The organism is Ammoniphilus sp. CFH 90114 (genome assembly GCF_004123195.1).
Lineage (GTDB): Bacteria > Bacillota > Bacilli > Aneurinibacillales > RAOX-1 > YIM-78166.
In genome coordinates, this window is record NZ_SDLI01000013.1 from 77,910 (window position 1) to 97,230 (window position 19,321).

Annotated in this window: 19 protein-coding genes, 1 other RNA gene and 1 riboswitch; of the genes, 19 read left to right on the forward strand and 1 reads right to left on the reverse strand. The window is 43.8% G+C overall.

Annotated features, from left to right (window positions below; all coding sequences use genetic code 11):
- The first annotated feature begins 124 nt into the window (after window positions 1-124).
- The 11 genes from gap (at window position 125) to ssrA (ending at window position 11,682) form a co-directional block, all read left to right on the forward strand.
- Window positions 125-1,129, forward strand: a complete 1,005-nt coding sequence (gene gap / locus EIZ39_RS22055; protein ID WP_129202960.1) for a type I glyceraldehyde-3-phosphate dehydrogenase — start codon at window positions 125-127, stop codon at window positions 1,127-1,129.
- 98 nt (window positions 1,130-1,227) lie between these two features.
- On the forward strand, window positions 1,228-2,409 hold the full coding sequence (locus EIZ39_RS22060) for a phosphoglycerate kinase (RefSeq protein ID WP_129202962.1): 1,182 nt from the start codon (window positions 1,228-1,230) through the stop codon (window positions 2,407-2,409).
- A gap of 8 nt (window positions 2,410-2,417) precedes the next feature.
- The gene (gene tpiA / locus EIZ39_RS22065; protein ID WP_129202964.1) at window positions 2,418-3,167 is read left to right on the forward strand and encodes a triose-phosphate isomerase; all 750 of its coding nucleotides are present in this window, start codon (window positions 2,418-2,420) and stop codon (window positions 3,165-3,167) included.
- A 1-nt stretch (window position 3,168) separates the two neighbouring features.
- Entirely contained in the window at window positions 3,169-4,704 is a 1,536-nt protein-coding gene (gene gpmI, locus EIZ39_RS22070; protein WP_129202966.1) for a 2,3-bisphosphoglycerate-independent phosphoglycerate mutase, read from the forward strand.
- A 28-nt stretch (window positions 4,705-4,732) separates the two neighbouring features.
- Complete coding sequence (gene eno, locus EIZ39_RS22075) at window positions 4,733-6,019, forward strand: phosphopyruvate hydratase (protein WP_129202968.1); 1,287 nt, start codon at window positions 4,733-4,735, stop codon at window positions 6,017-6,019.
- Between the two features lie 145 nt (window positions 6,020-6,164).
- Window positions 6,165-6,407, forward strand: coding sequence for a preprotein translocase subunit SecG (secG, locus tag EIZ39_RS22080; protein WP_129202970.1), 243 nt, complete (start codon window positions 6,165-6,167; stop codon window positions 6,405-6,407).
- A gap of 186 nt (window positions 6,408-6,593) precedes the next feature.
- Complete coding sequence (locus EIZ39_RS22085) at window positions 6,594-7,301, forward strand: alpha/beta hydrolase (protein ID WP_129202972.1); 708 nt, start codon at window positions 6,594-6,596, stop codon at window positions 7,299-7,301.
- Window positions 7,294-8,049 carry an alpha/beta hydrolase gene (locus tag EIZ39_RS22090; protein WP_129202974.1) on the forward strand — a complete coding sequence of 252 codons (756 nt, stop codon included), beginning with the start codon at window positions 7,294-7,296 and terminating at the stop codon, window positions 8,047-8,049. The genes EIZ39_RS22085 and EIZ39_RS22090 overlap by 8 nt, the downstream gene beginning before the upstream one ends.
- 70 nt (window positions 8,050-8,119) lie before the next feature.
- Complete coding sequence (gene rnr, locus EIZ39_RS22095) at window positions 8,120-10,453, forward strand: ribonuclease R (RefSeq protein ID WP_129202976.1); 2,334 nt, start codon at window positions 8,120-8,122, stop codon at window positions 10,451-10,453.
- Window positions 10,454-10,785: 332 nt separating this feature from the next.
- On the forward strand, window positions 10,786-11,253 hold the full coding sequence (gene smpB, locus EIZ39_RS22100; RefSeq protein ID WP_129202996.1) for an SsrA-binding protein SmpB: 468 nt from the start codon (window positions 10,786-10,788) through the stop codon (window positions 11,251-11,253).
- Window positions 11,254-11,325: 72 nt separating this feature from the next.
- Window positions 11,326-11,682: a transfer-messenger RNA gene (gene ssrA, locus EIZ39_RS22105) on the forward strand.
- A gap of 303 nt (window positions 11,683-11,985) precedes the next feature.
- Here ssrA and EIZ39_RS22110 read toward each other — a convergent pair.
- The gene (locus tag EIZ39_RS22110) at window positions 11,986-12,894 is read right to left on the reverse strand and encodes a nuclease-related domain-containing protein (RefSeq protein ID WP_129202978.1); all 909 of its coding nucleotides are present in this window, start codon (window positions 12,892-12,894) and stop codon (window positions 11,986-11,988) included.
- Window positions 12,895-13,231: 337 nt separating this feature from the next.
- On the opposite strand from EIZ39_RS22110, the gene EIZ39_RS26875 reads away from it, so the two are divergent.
- The 8 genes from EIZ39_RS26875 to EIZ39_RS22145 all read left to right on the forward strand — a co-directional run.
- Complete coding sequence (locus EIZ39_RS26875; protein WP_164985251.1) at window positions 13,232-13,405, forward strand: hypothetical protein; 174 nt, start codon at window positions 13,232-13,234, stop codon at window positions 13,403-13,405.
- 141 nt (window positions 13,406-13,546) lie between these two features.
- A complete protein-coding gene (locus EIZ39_RS22115; protein ID WP_164985252.1) occupies window positions 13,547-14,434 on the forward strand; it encodes a phosphate ABC transporter substrate-binding protein in 888 nt (295 codons plus the stop codon).
- Window positions 14,435-14,460: 26 nt separating this feature from the next.
- Window positions 14,461-15,357: a phosphate ABC transporter permease subunit PstC gene (gene pstC / locus EIZ39_RS22120; protein ID WP_129202982.1), complete on the forward strand. Its 897-nt coding sequence runs from the start codon at window positions 14,461-14,463 to the stop codon at window positions 15,355-15,357.
- On the forward strand, window positions 15,358-16,242 hold the full coding sequence (pstA, locus tag EIZ39_RS22125) for a phosphate ABC transporter permease PstA (RefSeq protein WP_129202984.1): 885 nt from the start codon (window positions 15,358-15,360) through the stop codon (window positions 16,240-16,242).
- A gap of 15 nt (window positions 16,243-16,257) precedes the next feature.
- The gene (gene pstB, locus EIZ39_RS22130; protein WP_129202986.1) at window positions 16,258-17,013 is read left to right on the forward strand and encodes a phosphate ABC transporter ATP-binding protein PstB; all 756 of its coding nucleotides are present in this window, start codon (window positions 16,258-16,260) and stop codon (window positions 17,011-17,013) included.
- Window positions 17,014-17,039: 26 nt separating this feature from the next.
- On the forward strand, window positions 17,040-17,810 hold the full coding sequence (pstB, locus tag EIZ39_RS22135; RefSeq protein WP_129202988.1) for a phosphate ABC transporter ATP-binding protein PstB: 771 nt from the start codon (window positions 17,040-17,042) through the stop codon (window positions 17,808-17,810).
- Window positions 17,811-17,827: 17 nt separating this feature from the next.
- Window positions 17,828-18,487: a phosphate signaling complex protein PhoU gene (gene phoU / locus EIZ39_RS22140; protein WP_129202990.1), complete on the forward strand. Its 660-nt coding sequence runs from the start codon at window positions 17,828-17,830 to the stop codon at window positions 18,485-18,487.
- Window positions 18,488-18,649: 162 nt separating this feature from the next.
- A riboswitch (cobalamin riboswitch) is annotated at window positions 18,650-18,853 on the forward strand.
- 169 nt (window positions 18,854-19,022) lie between these two features.
- A partial coding sequence (locus EIZ39_RS22145) for a hypothetical protein (RefSeq protein ID WP_164985253.1) occupies window positions 19,023-19,321 on the forward strand: 299 nt, incomplete at its 3' end.

Below are 19,321 nucleotides of genomic sequence, written 5' to 3' on the forward strand. Positions count from 1 at the left end.
GGACAATTTATGTCCCTTAAATATTTGATACGCTCCTGAATCATACTAAACAAGATAAAGCATACAAAAAAAGACGAATGACATTCATCACATATAGCTGGTATATCCAGAGGAGGAATGACTTATGGTTAAGGTAGGAATTAACGGATTCGGTAGGATCGGAAGAAACGTATTTCGTGCAGCTCTGAATCATCCTGAAGTAGAAATCGTTGCCGTTAACGATTTAACGGATGCAAGTACATTGGCTCACCTGCTCAAGTATGACAGTATTCACGGCCGACTGGATGCAGATGTAAAAGCAGGGAATGGCTATATATCTGTAAATGGCAAGGAAATTAAGGTTTTAGCAGAGCGTGATCCAGCCGGTCTTCCATGGGGAGAGCTTGGAGTGGATATTGTCGTGGAGTCGACGGGTCGTTTTACGAAGCGTGAGGACGCAGCGAAGCATATGGAGGCCGGTGCCAAGAAGGTCATTATCTCGGCTCCTGGATCCAATGAAGATATTACCATAGTTTTGGGTGTTAATGAGGAGAAATACGATGCTGCAAACCATCATGTGATTTCCAATGCCTCTTGTACAACGAACTGCTTAGCTCCTTTTGCTAAAGTCATCAATGATAAATTCGGTATTCGTCGTGGACTTATGACGACCGTGCACTCGTATACGAATGACCAACAGATCTTAGATCTTCCACATAAGGACCTCCGCCGTGCGCGTGCTGCCGCAGAAAGCATTATTCCTACATCTACCGGAGCGGCGAAAGCAGTAGGATTAGTTCTTCCAGAACTGAAAGGGAAATTGAACGGTTTTGCCATGAGGGTTCCCACTCCGAACGTATCCGTCGTAGATCTTGTTCTTGAACTAGAGCAGGACGTCACCTTAGAAGAAGTCAATGGCGCCTTGAAGGAAGCGGCGGAAGGCCGATTGAAGGGTATCATGGCTTACTCTGAGGAACCACTTGTTTCCGTTGATTACAACGGGGATCCACATTCCTCTAGCATTGATGCTTTGTCCACTATGGTACTAGAGGGGAACATGGTCAAGGTTGTCTCTTGGTACGATAATGAATGGGGTTATTCTTGTCGTGTAGTAGATTTAGCGGATTATATTGCCAAAAAGGGTTTGTAAAAGTAAAATTATAAACGTGTTTAAGAAAGGGAGAATGAATTTAGATTTCTCCCTTTTCGGTATATATTGACCTCAGGAAAGATAAAGGAGGCCCTAGCATGCAGAAAAAGACAATTCGAGATGTGGATGTGGCGGGAAAGAGAGTTTTTTGTCGTGTGGATTTTAATGTACCAATGAGCGAGGGGACTATCACGGATGATACTCGAATTCGTGCCGCGGTACCCACGATTCAATACCTAAAGGACCAAGGTGCTAAGGTTATTCTTGCTAGTCACTTGGGCCGACCTAAGGGAACAGTCGTTGAAGAAATGAGACTGACAGCTGTAGCACAGAGACTATCTGAATTGTTGGGAAGTCCAGTAAGCAAGACGGAGGAAGTGGTGGGAGAGGCGGTCGCATCTCAAGTCACAGCCATGCAAAATGGGGACGTCCTCTTGTTAGAGAATGTACGTTTTATGTCAGGGGAAGAGAAGAATGACCCCGAGTTAGCGAAGCAGTTTGCGGAGATTGCTGATTTATTCGTGAATGACGCGTTCGGAGCGGCACACCGTGCGCACGCTTCTACAGAAGGTATTGGACATTACATACCTGCCGTTTCCGGATTTTTAATGGAAAAGGAACTAGAATTTCTTGGTGGTGCCCTCTCCAACCCGGAGCGTCCTTTTACCGCGATTATCGGCGGCGCGAAGGTGAAGGATAAAATTGGCGTAATTGAAAGTCTGCTGGATAAAGTGGACAACCTAATTCTTGGTGGAGGGTTAGCGAATACCTTCATAAAGGCACAAGGATTTGACGTTGGGGCTTCTCTACTTGAAGAGGATAAGGTAGAATTGGCTGCTTCCTTTATCCAAAAGGCAAAGGAAAAAGGCGTTCAATTCTACATTCCGACCGATTGTATTGTCGCGGATCGGTTCTCGAACGATGCTAACACCCAAGCCGTATCGGTCAGTGCGATTCCAGAAGGATGGCAAGCGTTGGATATCGGACCTGAGACGGCAGAACGCTACCAGAAGGTGGTTGCCGATTCCAAGACGGTGGTTTGGAACGGGCCGATGGGCGTATTCGAGATGGAGGCGTTCATGAAGGGTACGGAGGCGATTGCCCAAGCGATGGTGAATGTACAAGGAACCACCATTATTGGCGGCGGTGATTCCGTTGCTGCAGTGGAGAAAGCAGGAGTCGCAGAGAAGATGTCCCATATCTCTACGGGTGGCGGAGCTTCATTAGAATTTATGGAAGGAAAGAAACTTCCGGGAGTTACCGTACTGGAAGATAAATAGGTGATGACATGAGAATTCCAATCCTAGCAGGAAACTGGAAAATGTTCAAGACGATCGCAGAGGCAAAGAAGTTCGCAGAAGCTATGCCTGTCCAGGGAGACCGGGTAGAAGCTATTATATGTGCACCTTATACTATGCTGCCAGCGTTATCTGAAGCTCTTTCTGGTAAGAACATTGCCCTTGGCGCCCAGAACATTCACTGGGCAGAGGAAGGAGCTTTTACAGGTGAGATCAGTCCCTTAATGCTCCAAGAGTTAGGCGTAAAATATGCTATCATTGGCCATTCTGAACGTCGAGCTTATTTTGGAGAGACGGATGAAACGGTCAATCAGCGCCTTCATGCTGCCTTGAAGCATGGAATCGTTCCTATCGTATGTGTAGGGGAAGACTTGGAGCAAAGAGAAGCGAATCAGACGAAGGAAGTTGTAAAGGTGCAGATGGAAGCCGCCATGAAGGATGTTAGCTCAGAGCAGATGGTGACCATGGTTATTGCTTATGAACCGATCTGGGCGATTGGTACGGGGAAGACTTCTTCTGCCGAGGAGGCGGGTGAGGTTATTGGCTTTATCCGCCAACTCATCGCTGACCAATATGATCAGAACATTGCAAATCAAGTGCGAATCCAATATGGTGGAAGCGTGAAGCCTGATAATATTGCAGGTTTTATGTTGCAGAGTGATATTGACGGTGCGTTGGTCGGCGGTGCAAGCTTACAGCCTGATTCCTTCCTTGCCTTATTGAAAGGAGCAGAGCAGTAAGATGAATAGACCCAAACCTGTTGCCTTAGTCATTTTAGATGGCTTTGCTATGCGAAAAGAAACCTATGGGAACGCTGTTGCCCAGGCAAACAAGCCGAACTTTGACCGTTTTTGGAACAAGTATCCGAACACCCTGCTGGAAGCCAGTGGGGAAGCGGTCGGATTGCCAGAAGGACAGATGGGGAATTCCGAAGTCGGGCATCTCAATCTGGGAGCTGGAAGAGTGGTGTATCAGGATTTAACCAGAGTGACGAAGGAAATTCGGGAAGGTCACTTCTTTGAGAATGAGACTTTTCTTGGAGCGATGCGTCATGTGAAAGAAAAAGACACCAAGCTTCACCTTTATGGTCTCCTGTCTGATGGCGGGGTTCATAGCCATATTCGCCATCTCTTTGCCTTGTTGGAGCTAGCGAAGAAACAGCAGATCGAGAAAGTATACATACATGCCTTCTTAGATGGACGAGATGTATCGCCAGATAGTGCGACTCGCTATGTTCAGGAAGCCCAGATGAAAATGCAGGAACTCGGTGTAGGACAGTTTGCTACGGTTCAAGGGCGTTATTATGCGATGGATCGGGACAAGCGCTGGGAGCGTACGGAGAAATCTTACCGGGCTATGGTGTATGGAGAAGGACCTGCCTATGTGGATCCTCTTCGTGCCGTCCAAGAGTCCCATGAGAAGAGCATCTTCGATGAATTTGTCATGCCTACTGTTATTACAGACGAGCAAGGCCAGCCGAATGGGCTAGTAGAAGACGAAGATGCTGTCATCTTCTTTAACTTCCGCCCAGACCGGGCCATCCAGTTGTCTCAGGTGTTTACCAATGAGGATTTCCGCGGGTTTGATCGCGGAGAGAAGGCACCAAAGGATCTTTATTTCGTCTGTTTGACGAAGTTCAGTGAATCGGTTCAAGGGTTTGTAGCGTACAAGCCTACGAATCTAGACAATACGTTGGGAGAAGTTCTTTGCCAAGAGGGGCTAAAACAGTTGCGTATTGCTGAGACGGAAAAGTACCCTCATGTCACGTTTTTCTTTAGCGGGGGTCGCGAAGCTGAATTCGAGGGAGAAACCAGGGTTCTTATCCCTTCCCCTAAGGATGTTGCGACCTATGACCTGAAGCCAGAGATGAGTGCACAAGGGATTACAGATGCCTTAATCCATGAATTAGATAAGGATATTCATGATGTGGTCATCCTCAACTTCGCAAACTGCGACATGGTAGGTCACTCCGGAAGAATGGAACCGACCATTCAAGCCGTGGAAACCGTAGACCGCTGCATGGGAATGGTGGTCGATGCCATCCTTGCGAAGGGGGGAGTTGCCCTGATTACGGCCGACCATGGGAATGCCGATCTCATGCTGGATCCGAATGGAAATCCGATCACATCCCATAGTACGTATCCTGTTCCATTCATTGTTACCAAAGATGGTGTAGAACTTCGAAAAGACGGTGTCCTAGCCGACATTTCTCCAACCATACTGAAGTTGTTAGGTGTGGAACAGCCGAAAGAAATGACCGGAAAGTCCCTATATTAATTCATAACTTAAAAGGAGCGAAAAGATAATGACAATTATTTCTGATGTTTATGCTAGAGAGGTATTGGATTCTCGTGGTAACCCTACGGTTGAAGTTGAAGTCTATTTAGAATCAGGTGCATTTGGCCGTGCAATGGTGCCATCCGGTGCTTCTACAGGGGCGTATGAAGCGGTTGAGCTTCGTGATGGAGATAAGTCTCGCTATTTAGGTAAAGGTGTCCTTCAAGCGGTTGACAACGTAAATGAAATTATTGCCCCAGAAATTATTGGATTAGACGCCCTAGATCAAGTGGGAATCGATCAGTTGATGATTGATTTGGATGGAACGCCGAATAAGAGCAAATTAGGAGCCAATGCTATTCTTGGTGTTTCCATGGCGATTGCTCATGCTGCTGCTAACGAATTAAACGTTCCTCTTTATGTTTACCTTGGCGGATTCAACGCGAAGCAGCTTCCTGTTCCGATGATGAACATCTTAAATGGGGGAGAACATGCGGATAATAACGTAGATATCCAAGAGTTTATGGTGATGCCAGTGGGTGCAGAGAGCTTCTCTCAAGCTCTTCGCATGGGCGCAGAGATCTTCCACCAGCTGAAATCCGTACTGAAGGAAAAAGGTTTAAATACAGCGGTTGGAGATGAAGGTGGATTTGCACCTAATCTAGGCTCCAATGAAGAAGCCATCACCACCATCCTAGAAGCTGTGAAGCAAGCTGGCTACGAGCCAGGTAAAGATATCTTCCTTGCTCTTGACGTGGCAGCAACCGAAATGTATAAGGATGGATCTTACCACTTAGAAGGTGAAGGAGTCACGAAGACGACAGCTGAGATGGTTGATTATCTTGCTTCACTTGCTGATAAGTATCCTATCATTTCTATCGAGGATGGCTTGTCCGAGGATGATTGGGATGGTTGGAAGATGCTTACGGATCGTATCGGTTCCAAAGTACAGCTTGTTGGAGACGACTTGTTTGTAACCAACACGGAAAGATTATCCCGTGGTATCGAAAGCTCTACTGCCAACTCTATCTTAATTAAAGTAAACCAAATCGGAACATTGACCGAAACCTTCGACGCAATCGAAATGGCGAAGCGTGCAGGGTACACGGCTGTTATTTCTCACCGTTCTGGAGAAACAGAAGATGCGACGATTGCGGATATTGCAGTAGCTACGAATGCTGGACAAATCAAGACCGGTGCACCTTCTCGTACGGATCGTGTGGCGAAGTACAACCAATTGCTTCGCATTGAGGATGAATTAGGACCTGTCAGCCAATATGGCGGAAGAAAGTCCTTCTATAACCTTAAGGGTTAGTTTAGGAGGTAAAATTTACTGTCCTTTTTGTTCCTCTCCCTCCGTTCGTAGCCTTGTATCCCCTCTAGGTTTATGGTAAAGTTTATTTTAGTATACTTAGAATGGACAACCTAGGCTTTATTGGGTTAGGTATGGAGGTACTGATATGGCATTCTTTCTTAAAGTCTTACTTGTAATCTTTTGCATTGGATTAATTGTTGTTGTCTTGCTTCAATCCGGTAAGAGTGCTGGTTTATCCGGTGCGATTGCAGGGGGAGCAGAACAAATGATGGGTAAGCAGAAAGCGAGAGGCATTGACGCGGTATTGAATAAGATTACCATCGTATTGGCTGTCGGATTTATGGTTTTATCCATCGCTGTAGCTTTCTTTACAAGAGGTGCAGTGTAATAGTAGGAGGAAGGGAGTAGCCTTAGGGTTGCTTCCTTTTCTTATATTTCAGGGAAGTTTCGTCGGTTTCTGCCTCATTGTTACAAAATTGTAAGGTAACATTGCAGGATAATTGTGGTATATTGAGAAAAGTGGGTACAATCCTACCCCATCTGAAGGCACATATGGAACGTAAGGAGAGGTATTATGACAGGTTGTTTACTTCTTCATGGCTTTACGGGCAGCCCCTATGAAGTTGAACCACTCGCTGATCATCTGAGAAAGCATGGATGGAAAATTTCGATGCCTACGTTACCCGGACACGGTCATCTTAAGGAAGACATGAAGAAAGTGACATGGAAGGACTGGATCCAGAAAGCAGAAGAAGAGCTTCGTTTGTTGCTCAAGGAATGCTCTGTCGTCTATGTGGTCGGTTTTTCGATGGGAGGCATGATTGCCGCCTATCTTTCAACTAAATATCCTGTAACAAAATTAGTGCTCCTCAATGCCTGCGTTTATTATATAAATCCAGGTCAGATGTTCTCTCATATGGCGGAAGCCATCAAGTCAAATTTCACAGCCGATTCTAAGGATCTGATGAAGCGTTATATGCAAAAGTCACTCTCGACCCCCGTTCGCGCGGTCGTTCATTTTCGGCGGTTGGTAAAAGTTCTGAAGCCCGAGTTGGCGAAGGTCACCGTACCAACTCTAATCCTTCAAGGGGAATGCGATGATTTAGTTGAGCCAAGAAGTGCTCATTACATCTACCAGAGTATTCAATCCACAAGCAAAGAAATTCACTTTTTACCACAATCGAAGCATATTCTTTGTCATGATTGCGAGAGCGATCAGGTTGTCTCCTTAGTAGAGGAGTTTCTCACAAGGGAACCGGAGGGAGCCGATATTCGTGTCTGAAGTTCGATCTATTTACCATAAAGGACATAACGGCCGAGGGATCTTGCTTCTGCATGGGTTCACCGGGACCACTTTGGAGATGAAGCCTGTAGCTGAATTCTTTAGAGGGAGCGGATATGCGATTTCCGCTCCTCTTTTAGCTGGACATGGGACGTCTCCCGAACACTTAAAAAAGACAACCTGGAGAGAATGGCTTTATTCTGCTGAGGAGGGATATCATCAGCTTCTAGCCTCTGGGAATCGAGTGATTTACGCTATTGGTTTATCGATGGGAGGAATCCTCGCCTTGAAGCTTGCCCAGCGTTATGAATTTCGGGCGATGGCGACCTTGAGCTCACCGATCGTTGTTCGGGATACAAGGATGAAGTACGCTCGCTATGCGAAGTGGATTCTCCCCTACGTACCAGGCACTCGAGAGAAAAAGGCGCCACACATTGAAAAGTACCTTGTGCCTTACTCAAAGACACCGCTCGCCTCGGTATATAGTCTGTATCAGCTGATAGAAGAGGTAAAAGGAGAGCTGCCTCAGATCAAGACGCCTATTTTCATCGCCCAGAGCGGGCAAGATGAAACGGTTGATCCTGCAAGTGCTGATTATATCTATGATGAAATTGGGTCAAACTATAAGAAACTCATTCATTATCCTCTTTCTAGCCATATCATTACACTAGATCATGACAGACATCAGTTATTTATGGACGTAGCGAAGTTTTTTGAAGAGGTAACTTGGAGCGTAGAGGGGAGATAACCCCTTTTTTTTGTCCGTGAAGGAGCCTTTAGTCCATACTTTAAATATAGAAAAAAAAGGAGTGAAGCAAGTGGTAACAGAACAAAGAGTTATCGAATTTATGAGGGAAGAGGCCTACCATCCGATGACGGTTCAAGAGCTTGAAGAAGCTTTTGAAGTTGAATCGGCTGCTGATTTTAAGGAATTCGTCAAACTTCTAAATTCACTAGAAGAGGCTGGAAAAATTATTCGTACCCGCTCAAACCGTTATGGGGTTCCAGAACGGATGAATCTCATTAAAGGAAAATTGCAAGGCCATGCTAAAGGTTTTGGATTTGTCATCCAAGAAACGGCTGGAGAGCCAGATATCTTTATTTCCGCTCATGATATGAACGGCGCTTTGAATGGAGATGTTGTGCTATGCCGCCCCAATCCGAAAGTGAAGAGTGGTTCTCGTGTGGAAGGAGAAATTATTCGCATCCTTCAACGAGCAAACAACCGTTTTGTTGGAACGTATTCGGATGAAAAGAATTACGGGTTTGTGATTGTCGATGATAAGCGCATGTCCAAGGATATGTTTATTCCCAAGAATATGAGTATGGGAGCAGTCGATGGGCATAAAGTAATTGCAGAAATCACGAAGTACTCGGATGATGGCCGCACGAATCCTGAAGGTAAAATCGTAGAGATCCTTGGGCACAAGAATGACCCAGGCGTCGATATTTTATCGATTATACATAAGTACGAGCTGGCTGAGGGATTTGATGCCCATGTTATGGAGCAAGCCGAATCCGTTCCTGATGAGATCACCGAAGAGGAATTGCAAAATCAAAACCGACGGGATCTTCGTGATCGCGTGATGGTCACGATTGACGGGGCGGATGCAAAGGATTTAGATGACGCGGTTTCCCTAGAAAAGCTGGATAACGGAAACTATCTGTTAGGTGTTCACATTGCGGACGTCAGTTACTATGTAAAAGAAGGAACTCCACTCGATGAGGAAGCCTATCGCCGCGGCACCAGCGTCTATCTCGTCGACCGTGTGATCCCCATGCTCCCGCATCGTTTGTCTAACGGAATATGCAGTCTGAATCCACAGGTAAATCGACTCACCTTAACCTGTGATATGGAGCTAGATGCAGATGCCAAAATCGTTCGTCATGACATCTATGCCAGTGTCATTAAGACGAATGAGCGGATGACCTACTCTGATGTTTATAAGATACTTGAGGAAGAGGATCAAGAGTTAATTTCTCGTTATGAACCGTTAGTTCCTATGTTTCAAATGATGAAGGAAGTAGCACTGAATCTCCGGAACAAACGGATGGAGCGAGGAGCCATTGATTTTGATTTTAAAGAGTCGAAGATCTTGGTGGACCCCGATGGCAAGCCAACCGAAGTGATCTTGCGTGATCGGACGATCGCTGAGCAAATTATTGAAGAATTCATGCTGGCTGCGAATGAGACAGTTGCAGAGCATTTCCACTGGTTAAATCAACCGTTTATTTATCGAACCCATGAAGATCCGGATGAAGGCAAACTGAGAAATTTCCTACAGTTCATTACGAACTTCGGGTACTTTGTGAAAGGGACAGCTAACGATATTCATCCACGTGCCTTACAAATGCTTCTAGAACAGGTTCAAGGAGCCCCAGAAGAGACGGTCATTAGTAAGGTCATGCTTCGTTCCATGAAACAAGCAAAGTATGAGGCAGCCAACATCGGTCACTTTGGATTAGCTGCCGAATATTATACGCATTTCACTTCTCCTATTCGCCGCTATCCGGACTTGATCGTTCATCGTCTGATTCGTCATTGGCTGGAGAACGGAGCGATGAATGCGGAGCAAAAGGAAGAATGGGCTGAAAAGCTTCCAGACATTGCTCGTCATACCTCCGAGCGTGAGCGCGTCGCCGTAGACGCGGAACGGGAAACAGATGACCTGAAGAAAGCCGAGTTTATGGAAGATAAAATTGGCGAGGAATTCGAGGGAATGGTGAGCAGCGTAACGAACTTCGGGATGTTCGTCGAGCTTCCGAACACCATTGAAGGTCTTGTTCATATGAGTTATCTGACGGATGACTACTACCACTATGATGAACGAACCTACGCCCTTATTGGAGAACGAACCAAGAAAGCCTATCGAATTGGGGATATGGTTAATATCCGTGTAGTGAACGTCAATAAAGACGAGCATACAGTAGACTTTGAAGTCGTGGGCATGTCTAAGAAGGCGGAGCGTAAACCGAAGAAGGCGAAGATCGTGATCGAAGCTGGAAAACGGGAGAAGCCTAAACCTTCCACACAAGCTGGCATGTTTGCCAAAAAGAAAAAGGATGATCAACCGTTCTGGAAGGAAGCCGCTAAGGGCGGAGCGAAGAAAGCAGGCAAGAAGCCTAAGAATAAGAAGAAAAAGAAGAAATAAGATGATGGTCTGATTCGGGGGGAGGTCCTGGTCAGGCTGAGGCTGAACAATAACCGGAGTTTTTCCTGCTATTTATCCTTACGTGTCCAAAAAGGGGACAATAGCGGGAAACTTTCCTGCTATTTGTTTTAAAACGGTAAGTTTGTGAAGTTTTTTCGTTATTAAGGGGAATTTTTCCTGTTATTTGCAACTTAATAACCCGATTTTGAGAGATAGCGGGAATTTGTTCCGTTATGCTTGTTCGCCCACGAGAATCTCCGTATCTCCTCGCTTTTTTTCACGTTCATCTTTTGTTATAATAGGAAGATGCTAACCATTTTGAGGTGAATACAGTGGGTGTCACACGCGGGGAAAAATTGATTGCACAAAACAAGAAAGCTTTTCATGATTATCATATTGAAGATAAATATGAGGCGGGCGTTGTCCTAACCGGAACAGAGATTAAGTCCGTTCGCCAAGGTAAGGTCAATATGCGAGATAGCTTTGCTCAGATTCGAAAGGGTGAAGTTACGCTTCATAATATGCATATTAGTCCTTATGAACAAGGGAATCGCTACAATCATGAACCCTTGCGAACTCGTAAGTTGCTTCTTCACCGTGAGGAAATTAATAAGCTCATTGGGCTGATTAAGGAAAAGGGCTATACGCTTGTCCCATTAAAGATTTACTTAAAGAATGGACTAGCTAAAGTCCAGATTGCTACAGCTAAAGGGAAGAAGGAATATGATAAGCGAGAAGACCTGAAGAAGAAAGATGCTCAACGTGAGATGGCAAAGGCCATAAAAGAACGAAACCGTTAATTCCCATTTGAATTACGGATTGTCCTATGATATATTATTCATACGTGCTTGAGGTATTCCATAATCCCTTATGGGGGCGTTCTGGATTCGACGGGGGTAGTTCGGGCATGAGTAGCGAGTCGGGGGGCTGCGGGCCTCGTTAACAACGCGGAGTTAAATATAACTGCAAAACAACCTAAATTACAATTAGCTGCTTAATTGCAGCCTAATCCTTCCTTAGCGGATCGCCCATGTTTGCTATAGAAGGTCATCTCAGTGGGATAGCTCGTCCGGACCGTTACTGACCGGAAAGTGAACTGTAGGTAACTAGCCAATCCAGAAGCCTGTCGTTGGGCGTCGGTGAGGCGAATCTTAATGCAGCGACTGCACTCGGAGAAGCTTATGTTGCGTTGCTTTCGGACGTGGGTTCGATTCCCACCGCCTCCACCATACATACGATGGTGGAGTTTTTTATTTTAAGGATAATCAGCCCTTCATTTAGAAGGGCTTTTTAATTTACGGGAAAATATCCTCAACTACTCAAATATATAGTTTGCAACGACGATCTCGACATACAAGATGTTGTCGTCGTTACAGAGAGTCAAGAAAGAGGCCTGGTTCAGACACGATCTGGTGGAAACCGAGAGATAGAGTCAGAAAGCAGGCTGTATTCGGACAGAAGTAGGTGGAAACCGAGAGATGGAGTCAGAAAACAGGCTGTATTCGGAGCAGTTAGGCAGTTAGGTGATAAAACTACTTATAATAAGTATCTCTTGTAGTTCCAAATGTAGTATAGTGTTCCTTCAAAATTCTACTCAGTGTCTTTCTATGCAGATCTACCTTGCACCAATCATGGATGCTTTGGGTAGTAATTTTACGATTAGGAAATAGGATTTTAAATTCCTCAATACTCCGCACAATGGTTTGCCTGAGCGTCTCTTGTACGCCACAAATTTCGCAAACAAAGTTAGCGTTTTTCTTGGAAACTAGAAAGGACATACAACTTTTACAATAGATTCCCTTTTGCAGTTGTTCATAATTATAGTCAGGCACTTTAGTATATGGGTTTTTAGTTTGATGTAAGGATAGCAATTGTTGAGCTAGTTTCTTATGTCCATCACTTAACTTGGACGGTGTATTATTTAGATCATTTATAAATCGATTTACCTGATTTGGGAAAATAATGGGTAAGTTCATTGGGGCTTGATATAAGGTGAATTCAGGGTTGATAAAAATCAATGAGGCTTCAACGAGGAAATTTTGCTTGAGGTTTTGGAGAAGTTGGTTGAATAGAGTCTCACTTCGTTTTAACTGATTAACGGGATTCTTATATTCGCGACCGGTTAACAGGGCATAGAATTTGTCCGATTCAAAGTAGAAATCGCCATGGAAATTCTTTATGTCCAAAAGATAAATAACTCCCTGTGAAATAATCAATGAATCGATTTGAAAATAGCTGTTGTTTACTTCAAGCAGCAAGTCATTTATGATGTACCTTTCCTCTTGAAGATTTGCTATAAGATTATCAAATTTCAGTTCCCCTTCATATCCTTTTTCAAGGTTTAAATAGTTGAATTTTTCTCTTTCTGCTAATTCCATTCTTGTGTTTAAAAATCGCCTAGCTATTAATTCATCTGACTCAGATCTGCTTTTAAGTAACATAAGACCACTTCCTTTCCTAATATCTAAACTCATTATATAAAAAATGATCTATTTAAAAAGTACCAATATTCTATTATATAGGCAATAATTAAGTTTAGTAGACCTAACCGCTGAGGCAGAAGTCTGCCCACTGTCGAGGGCCTGCACTCAGAGAAGTCTATGTTGCGTTGCTTTCGGACCGGGTTCGATTCCACTGCCTCCACCATACATACGATGGTGGGGTTTTTTATTTACCTTACAGTGGAACTCTAATTATAAGTAAAACTATTCTCTTATTGAGATGAAGCTAATAGAAGGATTTGTCTCTGGATATGCTAAAAACGGAAGGAGGGGCTTTATGGAAAACAACAATGTTGCTCCAAACGTAGAACAAACAAATAAGGAACTGGACCGTATCTTCTATGATGTTGAAGATGGACCACCAAAGATTGACTTTCTTATCGAGTCTAATACGAGTTCCCAAAAAATAAAAGATCCAGGTGAGCCTCATAAGCTTGATCGAAATCAATAATTAGGCCTAGGCGCGACCTCTGGCCTATTTTTTAATATACTTCAGTCAATATTGGGATGCTTATTTTGAAGAATATGCATAATTAGGTAGATTTTTTATCAACCTATAGCTAACTTATATCGATAAAAGGGGGTAGTAATATTGTTAAATAAAGCAAGAGTAGCGTTCTTAAGTTTACTAATACTGTCAAGTATCACTGGATGTGGAGGCGGAGGAAACGGAGCTACACCTGCACCAGAGGCCCCTCAAGCTGAAGCTGCAGGCTCAGTGTTAGCTTCAGGTTCAACGGCAATGCAGCCGCTTGTTGAGCAAGCAGCGGATGAGTTCATGGCGCAGAATCCTGATGTTACGATTCAGGTTCAAGGTGGAGGGAGTGGAACGGGCTTAAGTCAAGTTGCAGAAGGAACTGTGCAAATTGGCAACTCTGATATTTTCGCCGAAGAGAAAGAAGGGATTGACGCAACACAACTAGTTGACCATAAGGTTGCTGTAGCAGGGATGGCTGCAACGGCTCACTCTGAAGTAGGGGTGGACAATTTAACTACTCAGCAGCTTATTGATATTTTTACAGGGAAGATAACCAACTGGAAGGATGTAGGAGGGGCTGATGTACAAGTCACTCTTGTCAATCGTCCGAAAAGTTCAGGAACTCGGGCCACGTTTATTAAATACGCTCTGAACGGTCAAGAGGAAGCTGAGGGGGTAACACAAGATTCCTCCGGTACAGTCAGAAAAATTATAAGTGAAACTCCAGGAGCCATCGGTTACCTTGGTTTCAATTACATCGACCAAAGTATAAAGCCTCTAAGCATTGACGGCGTGGCGCCTACCTCTGAAAATGTGGCAACTAATGAATATAAGGTATGGGCTTATGAGCACATGTATACCAAAGGAGAACCGACTGGCGTTGTAAAGAGCTTCTTGGATTATATGCTCAGTGATGAAGCCCAGCTAATTGTTGAGGAATTGGGGTATATTCCGGTCAAAAACATGAAGGTAGATCGTGACTTTCAAGGAAATGTGAAGTAATTGCCTTATTGGGAAAGGAGAACATCATGAACCAATCAAAAAACAATCAAGTAAGTTGGTGGGACGAAGGTACGGGAAGGGTCTTATCCTTGCTCAGTGCAAGTATCCTTATCCTCACGACCATATTCATTATCTACTTTATAGCTTCTAAAGGTCTCTCCACATTTTTAGTTAATGGAGTGAACCCCTTTGAGTTTTTAAGCGGTATAGAGTGGAGTCCTGAGGGAGACCCACCCCGGTTTGGGGCATTTCCCTATATCCTTGGTTCTTTTATTGTTACGATTGGTTCAGCTCTCCTAGCAGCTCCTTTAGGCATCGGTGCAGCCATTTTCATGACAGAGATTTCTCCGGAAATTGGACGTAGAATCATGCAACCCGTGATTGAACTGCTTGTCGGAATTCCCTCCGTAGTTTACGGATTTATTGGGCTGAGTGTTATCGTTCCTTTTCTTCGTGATATTTTTGGCGGTACCGGATTTAGCATTATTGCCGGAATTGTGGTATTGAGTATTATGATCCTTCCGACCATTACTAGCCTATCAGTCGATGCCATTAGAAGGGTCCCTCGTGATTTAAAGGAAGCTTCTCTAGCCTTAGGAGCAACCCGGTGGCAAACCATCTGGAAAATCATTATTTTACGGTCCTCTTTACCTGGGCTTTTGATGGCTGTTATTTTAGGAATGGCTCGAGCTTTTGGAGAAGCTCTTGCCGTACAGATGGTCATTGGAAATACGACTAAAATCCCTAATTCTTTACTTTCTCCTAGTAATACATTAACAAGTGGAATCACTTTAAACATGGGAAATACCATAGTCGGCTCCGCTTATAACAACGCCTTATGGTCAATGGGACTGATTCTACTGCTCATGACTTTGATCTTTATACTTTTAATTCGATGGATTGGCAAAAGGGGACAAAGCTAAATGAATACGAAGACCACGGATCGCATAGCTACAGGTGTATTTTATGGCATAGCGCTACTCATTGTTATCGTGTTGTTTGGGCTCCTTGGATATATTCTTCTTCATGGATTCGAGCGAATTAATTTGCAGTTTATCACGAGTCCCCCACAAAAAATGAGGGCTGGCGGGGGCGTCGGGCCACAGCTTTTCAACTCATTATACTTACTGGTTCTAACAATGCTTATCACCATCCCCCTAGGATTAGGTGGGGGGATTTATTTAGCTGAGTATGCTCCAAAAAATCGACTAACAGAGCTTATACGTTTAAGCATAGAAGTTCTGTCCTCCCTCCCTTCTATTGTTGTAGGTCTATTTGGTCTTATGTTATTTGTTAATTGGATGGGATGGGGGTATTCCATTCTCTCTGGGGCATTTGCTCTAACGGTTTTTAACTTGCCACTCATGGTTCGAGTGGTGGAGGAATCTTTGCGTAGTGTACCACGGGAGCAGAAAGAGGCAAGCCTGGCTCTTGGTATTACGCACTGGGCCACTATCCGTAAGGTTTTGCTTCCTGTAGCACTACCGGGGATACTCACGGGTACCATACTTGCTGCAGGAAGAATCTTCGGGGAAGCGGCAGCCCTATTGTTTACAGCTGGAATGACAACTCCACGTCTCAATTTTGCGGATTGGAATCCATTGCACCCTACGTCTCCACTTAATCCTTTTCGACCTGCAGAGACTCTAGCTGTGCATATTTGGAAAATTAATAGTGAGGGATTGATCCCTGATGTCCGTGAAGTTGCCGATGGAGCCTCTGCGATCTTAGTCCTGACGGTGTTATTATTTAACCTATTAGCACGATGGTTTGGAGGATGGCTGTACCGAAGACTCACCGCGCAATAAGGGAGGAGAAGCGACATGGATAGTGGACTATCCACTAAAGATTTAAACGTCTATTATGGTGAAAAGCATGCTGTAAAGCAGCTCAGTATTGAATTTCCTAAACATACCGTAACGGCATTGATTGGTCCTTCAGGGTGTGGGAAATCAACCTACTTACGGTCACTTAATCGGATGAACGATTTAATTGAAGGAGCCAAAGTGACAGGCCACATCTATTTTGATGGCGAGGATGTCAATAGAGGGGATGCTAATGTCCGCCTGCTGAGAAAACGCGTGGGGATGGTATTTCAAAAACCTAATCCTTTCTACAAATCTATTTACGAGAATATATCCTTCGGGCCACGATTTCATGGTATTACTGGAAAGGCAGAGCTCAGTCAGATTGTTGAGGAGTCCCTTCGCAAGGCAGCTCTTTGGGACGAAGTGAAAGATCGATTGCATTCTTCTGCTATCGCACTTTCAGGCGGACAGCAGCAACGTTTGTGTATAGCGAGAACGTTAGCACTTAATCCAGAGGTGCTCTTGCTCGATGAACCGGCATCAGCTCTTGATCCCATCTCTACCTCTAAGATCGAGGAGCTTATCCAAGAGTTGAAAAAGGAATATACCATTGTCATCGTTACTCATAATATGCAGCAGGCTGCAAGAATATCGGACCAAACAGCTTTCTTCTTAATGGGTGAGTTGATTGAGATTGACAAAACAACAAAATTATTTACTAAACCAAGTAAGGCCAAGACGGAGGAATATATTACAGGAAGGTTCGGCTAAGAGTAGTAACGAAAGGGGGATGCTCATTGTCAGTTCAGGGTGATACGACCATTGTCAGCAGTAAAAACTTAAACTTATTTTATGGAAGCAGCCAAGCTTTATTTAATGTAAATTTAGAATTCCAAAGTAATTGTGTGACCGCCCTCATTGGCCCCTCTGGATGTGGGAAGTCCACCTTCCTTCGTTGCTTAAATCGAATGAATGACCTAATAGGTGGAGTTAAGATTGAAGGAGAAGTGAGTATCGAAGGTGAGAACATCTATGCACCGCAGACAGATATCGTTCAATTAAGAAAAAAGGTAGGCATGGTTTTCCAACGCCCCAATCCTTTTCCAATGAGTATTTACGATAATATCGCTTACGGTCCTCGAATCCATGGGCTAACAGATCGCCAAAGGTTAGATGCTATTGTCGAAGATAGCCTTAAAAAAGCAGCACTATGGGACGAAGTAAAGGATCGATTGCATACGAAAGCCTCGGGCCTCTCTGGTGGCCAGCAGCAGCGTTTAGTTATCGGTAGAGTACTCGCCGTCGAGCCTGACATTATTCTTATGGATGAACCTACCTCTGCATTAGATCCAATTTCAACAGCTAGTGTAGAAGAATTGTTGCAGGAACTGAAAAAGTCTTATACCGTCATTATCGTTACTCATAATATGCAGCAAGCTGCAAGGTCTTCTGATTTTACTGCTTTTTTTCTTACTGGAGAAGTTGTAGAATACGGAGAAACCAATCAATTATTTACTACACCTAGAGATAGTCGAACGGAAGACTATATTACAGGAAGATTTGGTTAAATAAGGAGGTAGCATCCATGGCCGGAAGACACACATTTCAGCAAGATCTAGATACCCTGCATAACAAACTATTAACCATGAGTTCTCTAGTAGAAGAATCCATCCATTTATCAGTAAAATCCCTGGCCGAACGAGATACAGGGCTCGCCGAAAAGGTGATTCAGGATGATGACAAGATTAATCAATTATACCTCGAAATTGAAAAGGACTGTTTTCGCTTAATTGCTCTTCAGCAGCCCATGGCTAGTGACCTACGCCGTATCGCCACCGTTCTAAAGGTTGTCACGGACCTAGAGAGAATGGCTGACAATGCGGTGACAATCTCTAAAGCCACACTTCGTCTTAAAAATGAAACCTATATCAAACAGCTCATCGATATTCCAAAGATGGCCGAACTGACCAAAGCAATGGTTCGTGATGCGTTAAATGCCTACATAAATGAAGATACCGAGCTATGCTACCAAATAGGGGAAAACGATCACGCGGTAGATGCTCTTTATAAACAAATTTATAATGAACTTGTGGATATGATGCAAAAACGACCAGAAACGGTATTCCAAGCCACTCAATTCTTGTTTGTTGCCCACAGCCTAGAGAGGATCGGTGATCATGCAACAAATCTAGGTGAATGGGTGATCTACATGGTAACAGGTAAGCTTGAAGAATTAAATGATTAAATGATTAAATGATAAATGATAAATGATAAACACGTTCTTATGAAACGTGTTTATTTATTTTTTTCGGGACTGGAGGGCTCCATTATGAAGCATCAATGGATCCCTTTTATATATTTTTTATTGACTTAGTAGATTAATATAATTAATGTAATATAGTACAATTTAATAATTTTTAATTATGGTGTTTTTAAATGTAATATTTTAAAAACTTAAAAGGGAAGTTCGGTGAAATTCCGATGCGGTCCCGCCACTGTAATGAGGAGGCTTTTGACGGTAATATCCACTGTTTTCCGTTAGTGAAAATGGGAAGGGGGTCAGAAGTTGATGATTCTAAGCCAGGATACCTGCCATAATAATTAGTTCACTTTTTAACCACGCGGATGGGAGGTGTTCTTATGATTAAAGTTGAGAGGGTATCTGGAACAACTTAGTTACCTTTGCTGATTTCATAAGGAAGACATCTGTTAAAAGAAGACAGATGTCTTTTTTGTAATCTTTTTTAGTTAGTTAAATTATTTTGAGAGGATTGAGAAAGTTGGGTTATTCGATAAGAAAAAATCGCCTCATTAGTATGTTGTTAATCCTATGCCTGTTAATAGCTTCTTTTGCTGGATTTAACATTAACCACGTACAGGCTGAGCAAGAAGAAAATCCATCTGTAACGTTAGGGGTTTTAGGTGATAAAAGTTTGGGGATCATTAAAGCTCCAACTGTTACAGAAGCTACTTATGGAGACACTGCTTTAGACGTTCTTGAAGCTACCTTAGGAAGTCAAAGAGTCAAAACGACTACTTACGAAGGTCTAGGAAAGATGCTTACGGGTATCGATGGCTT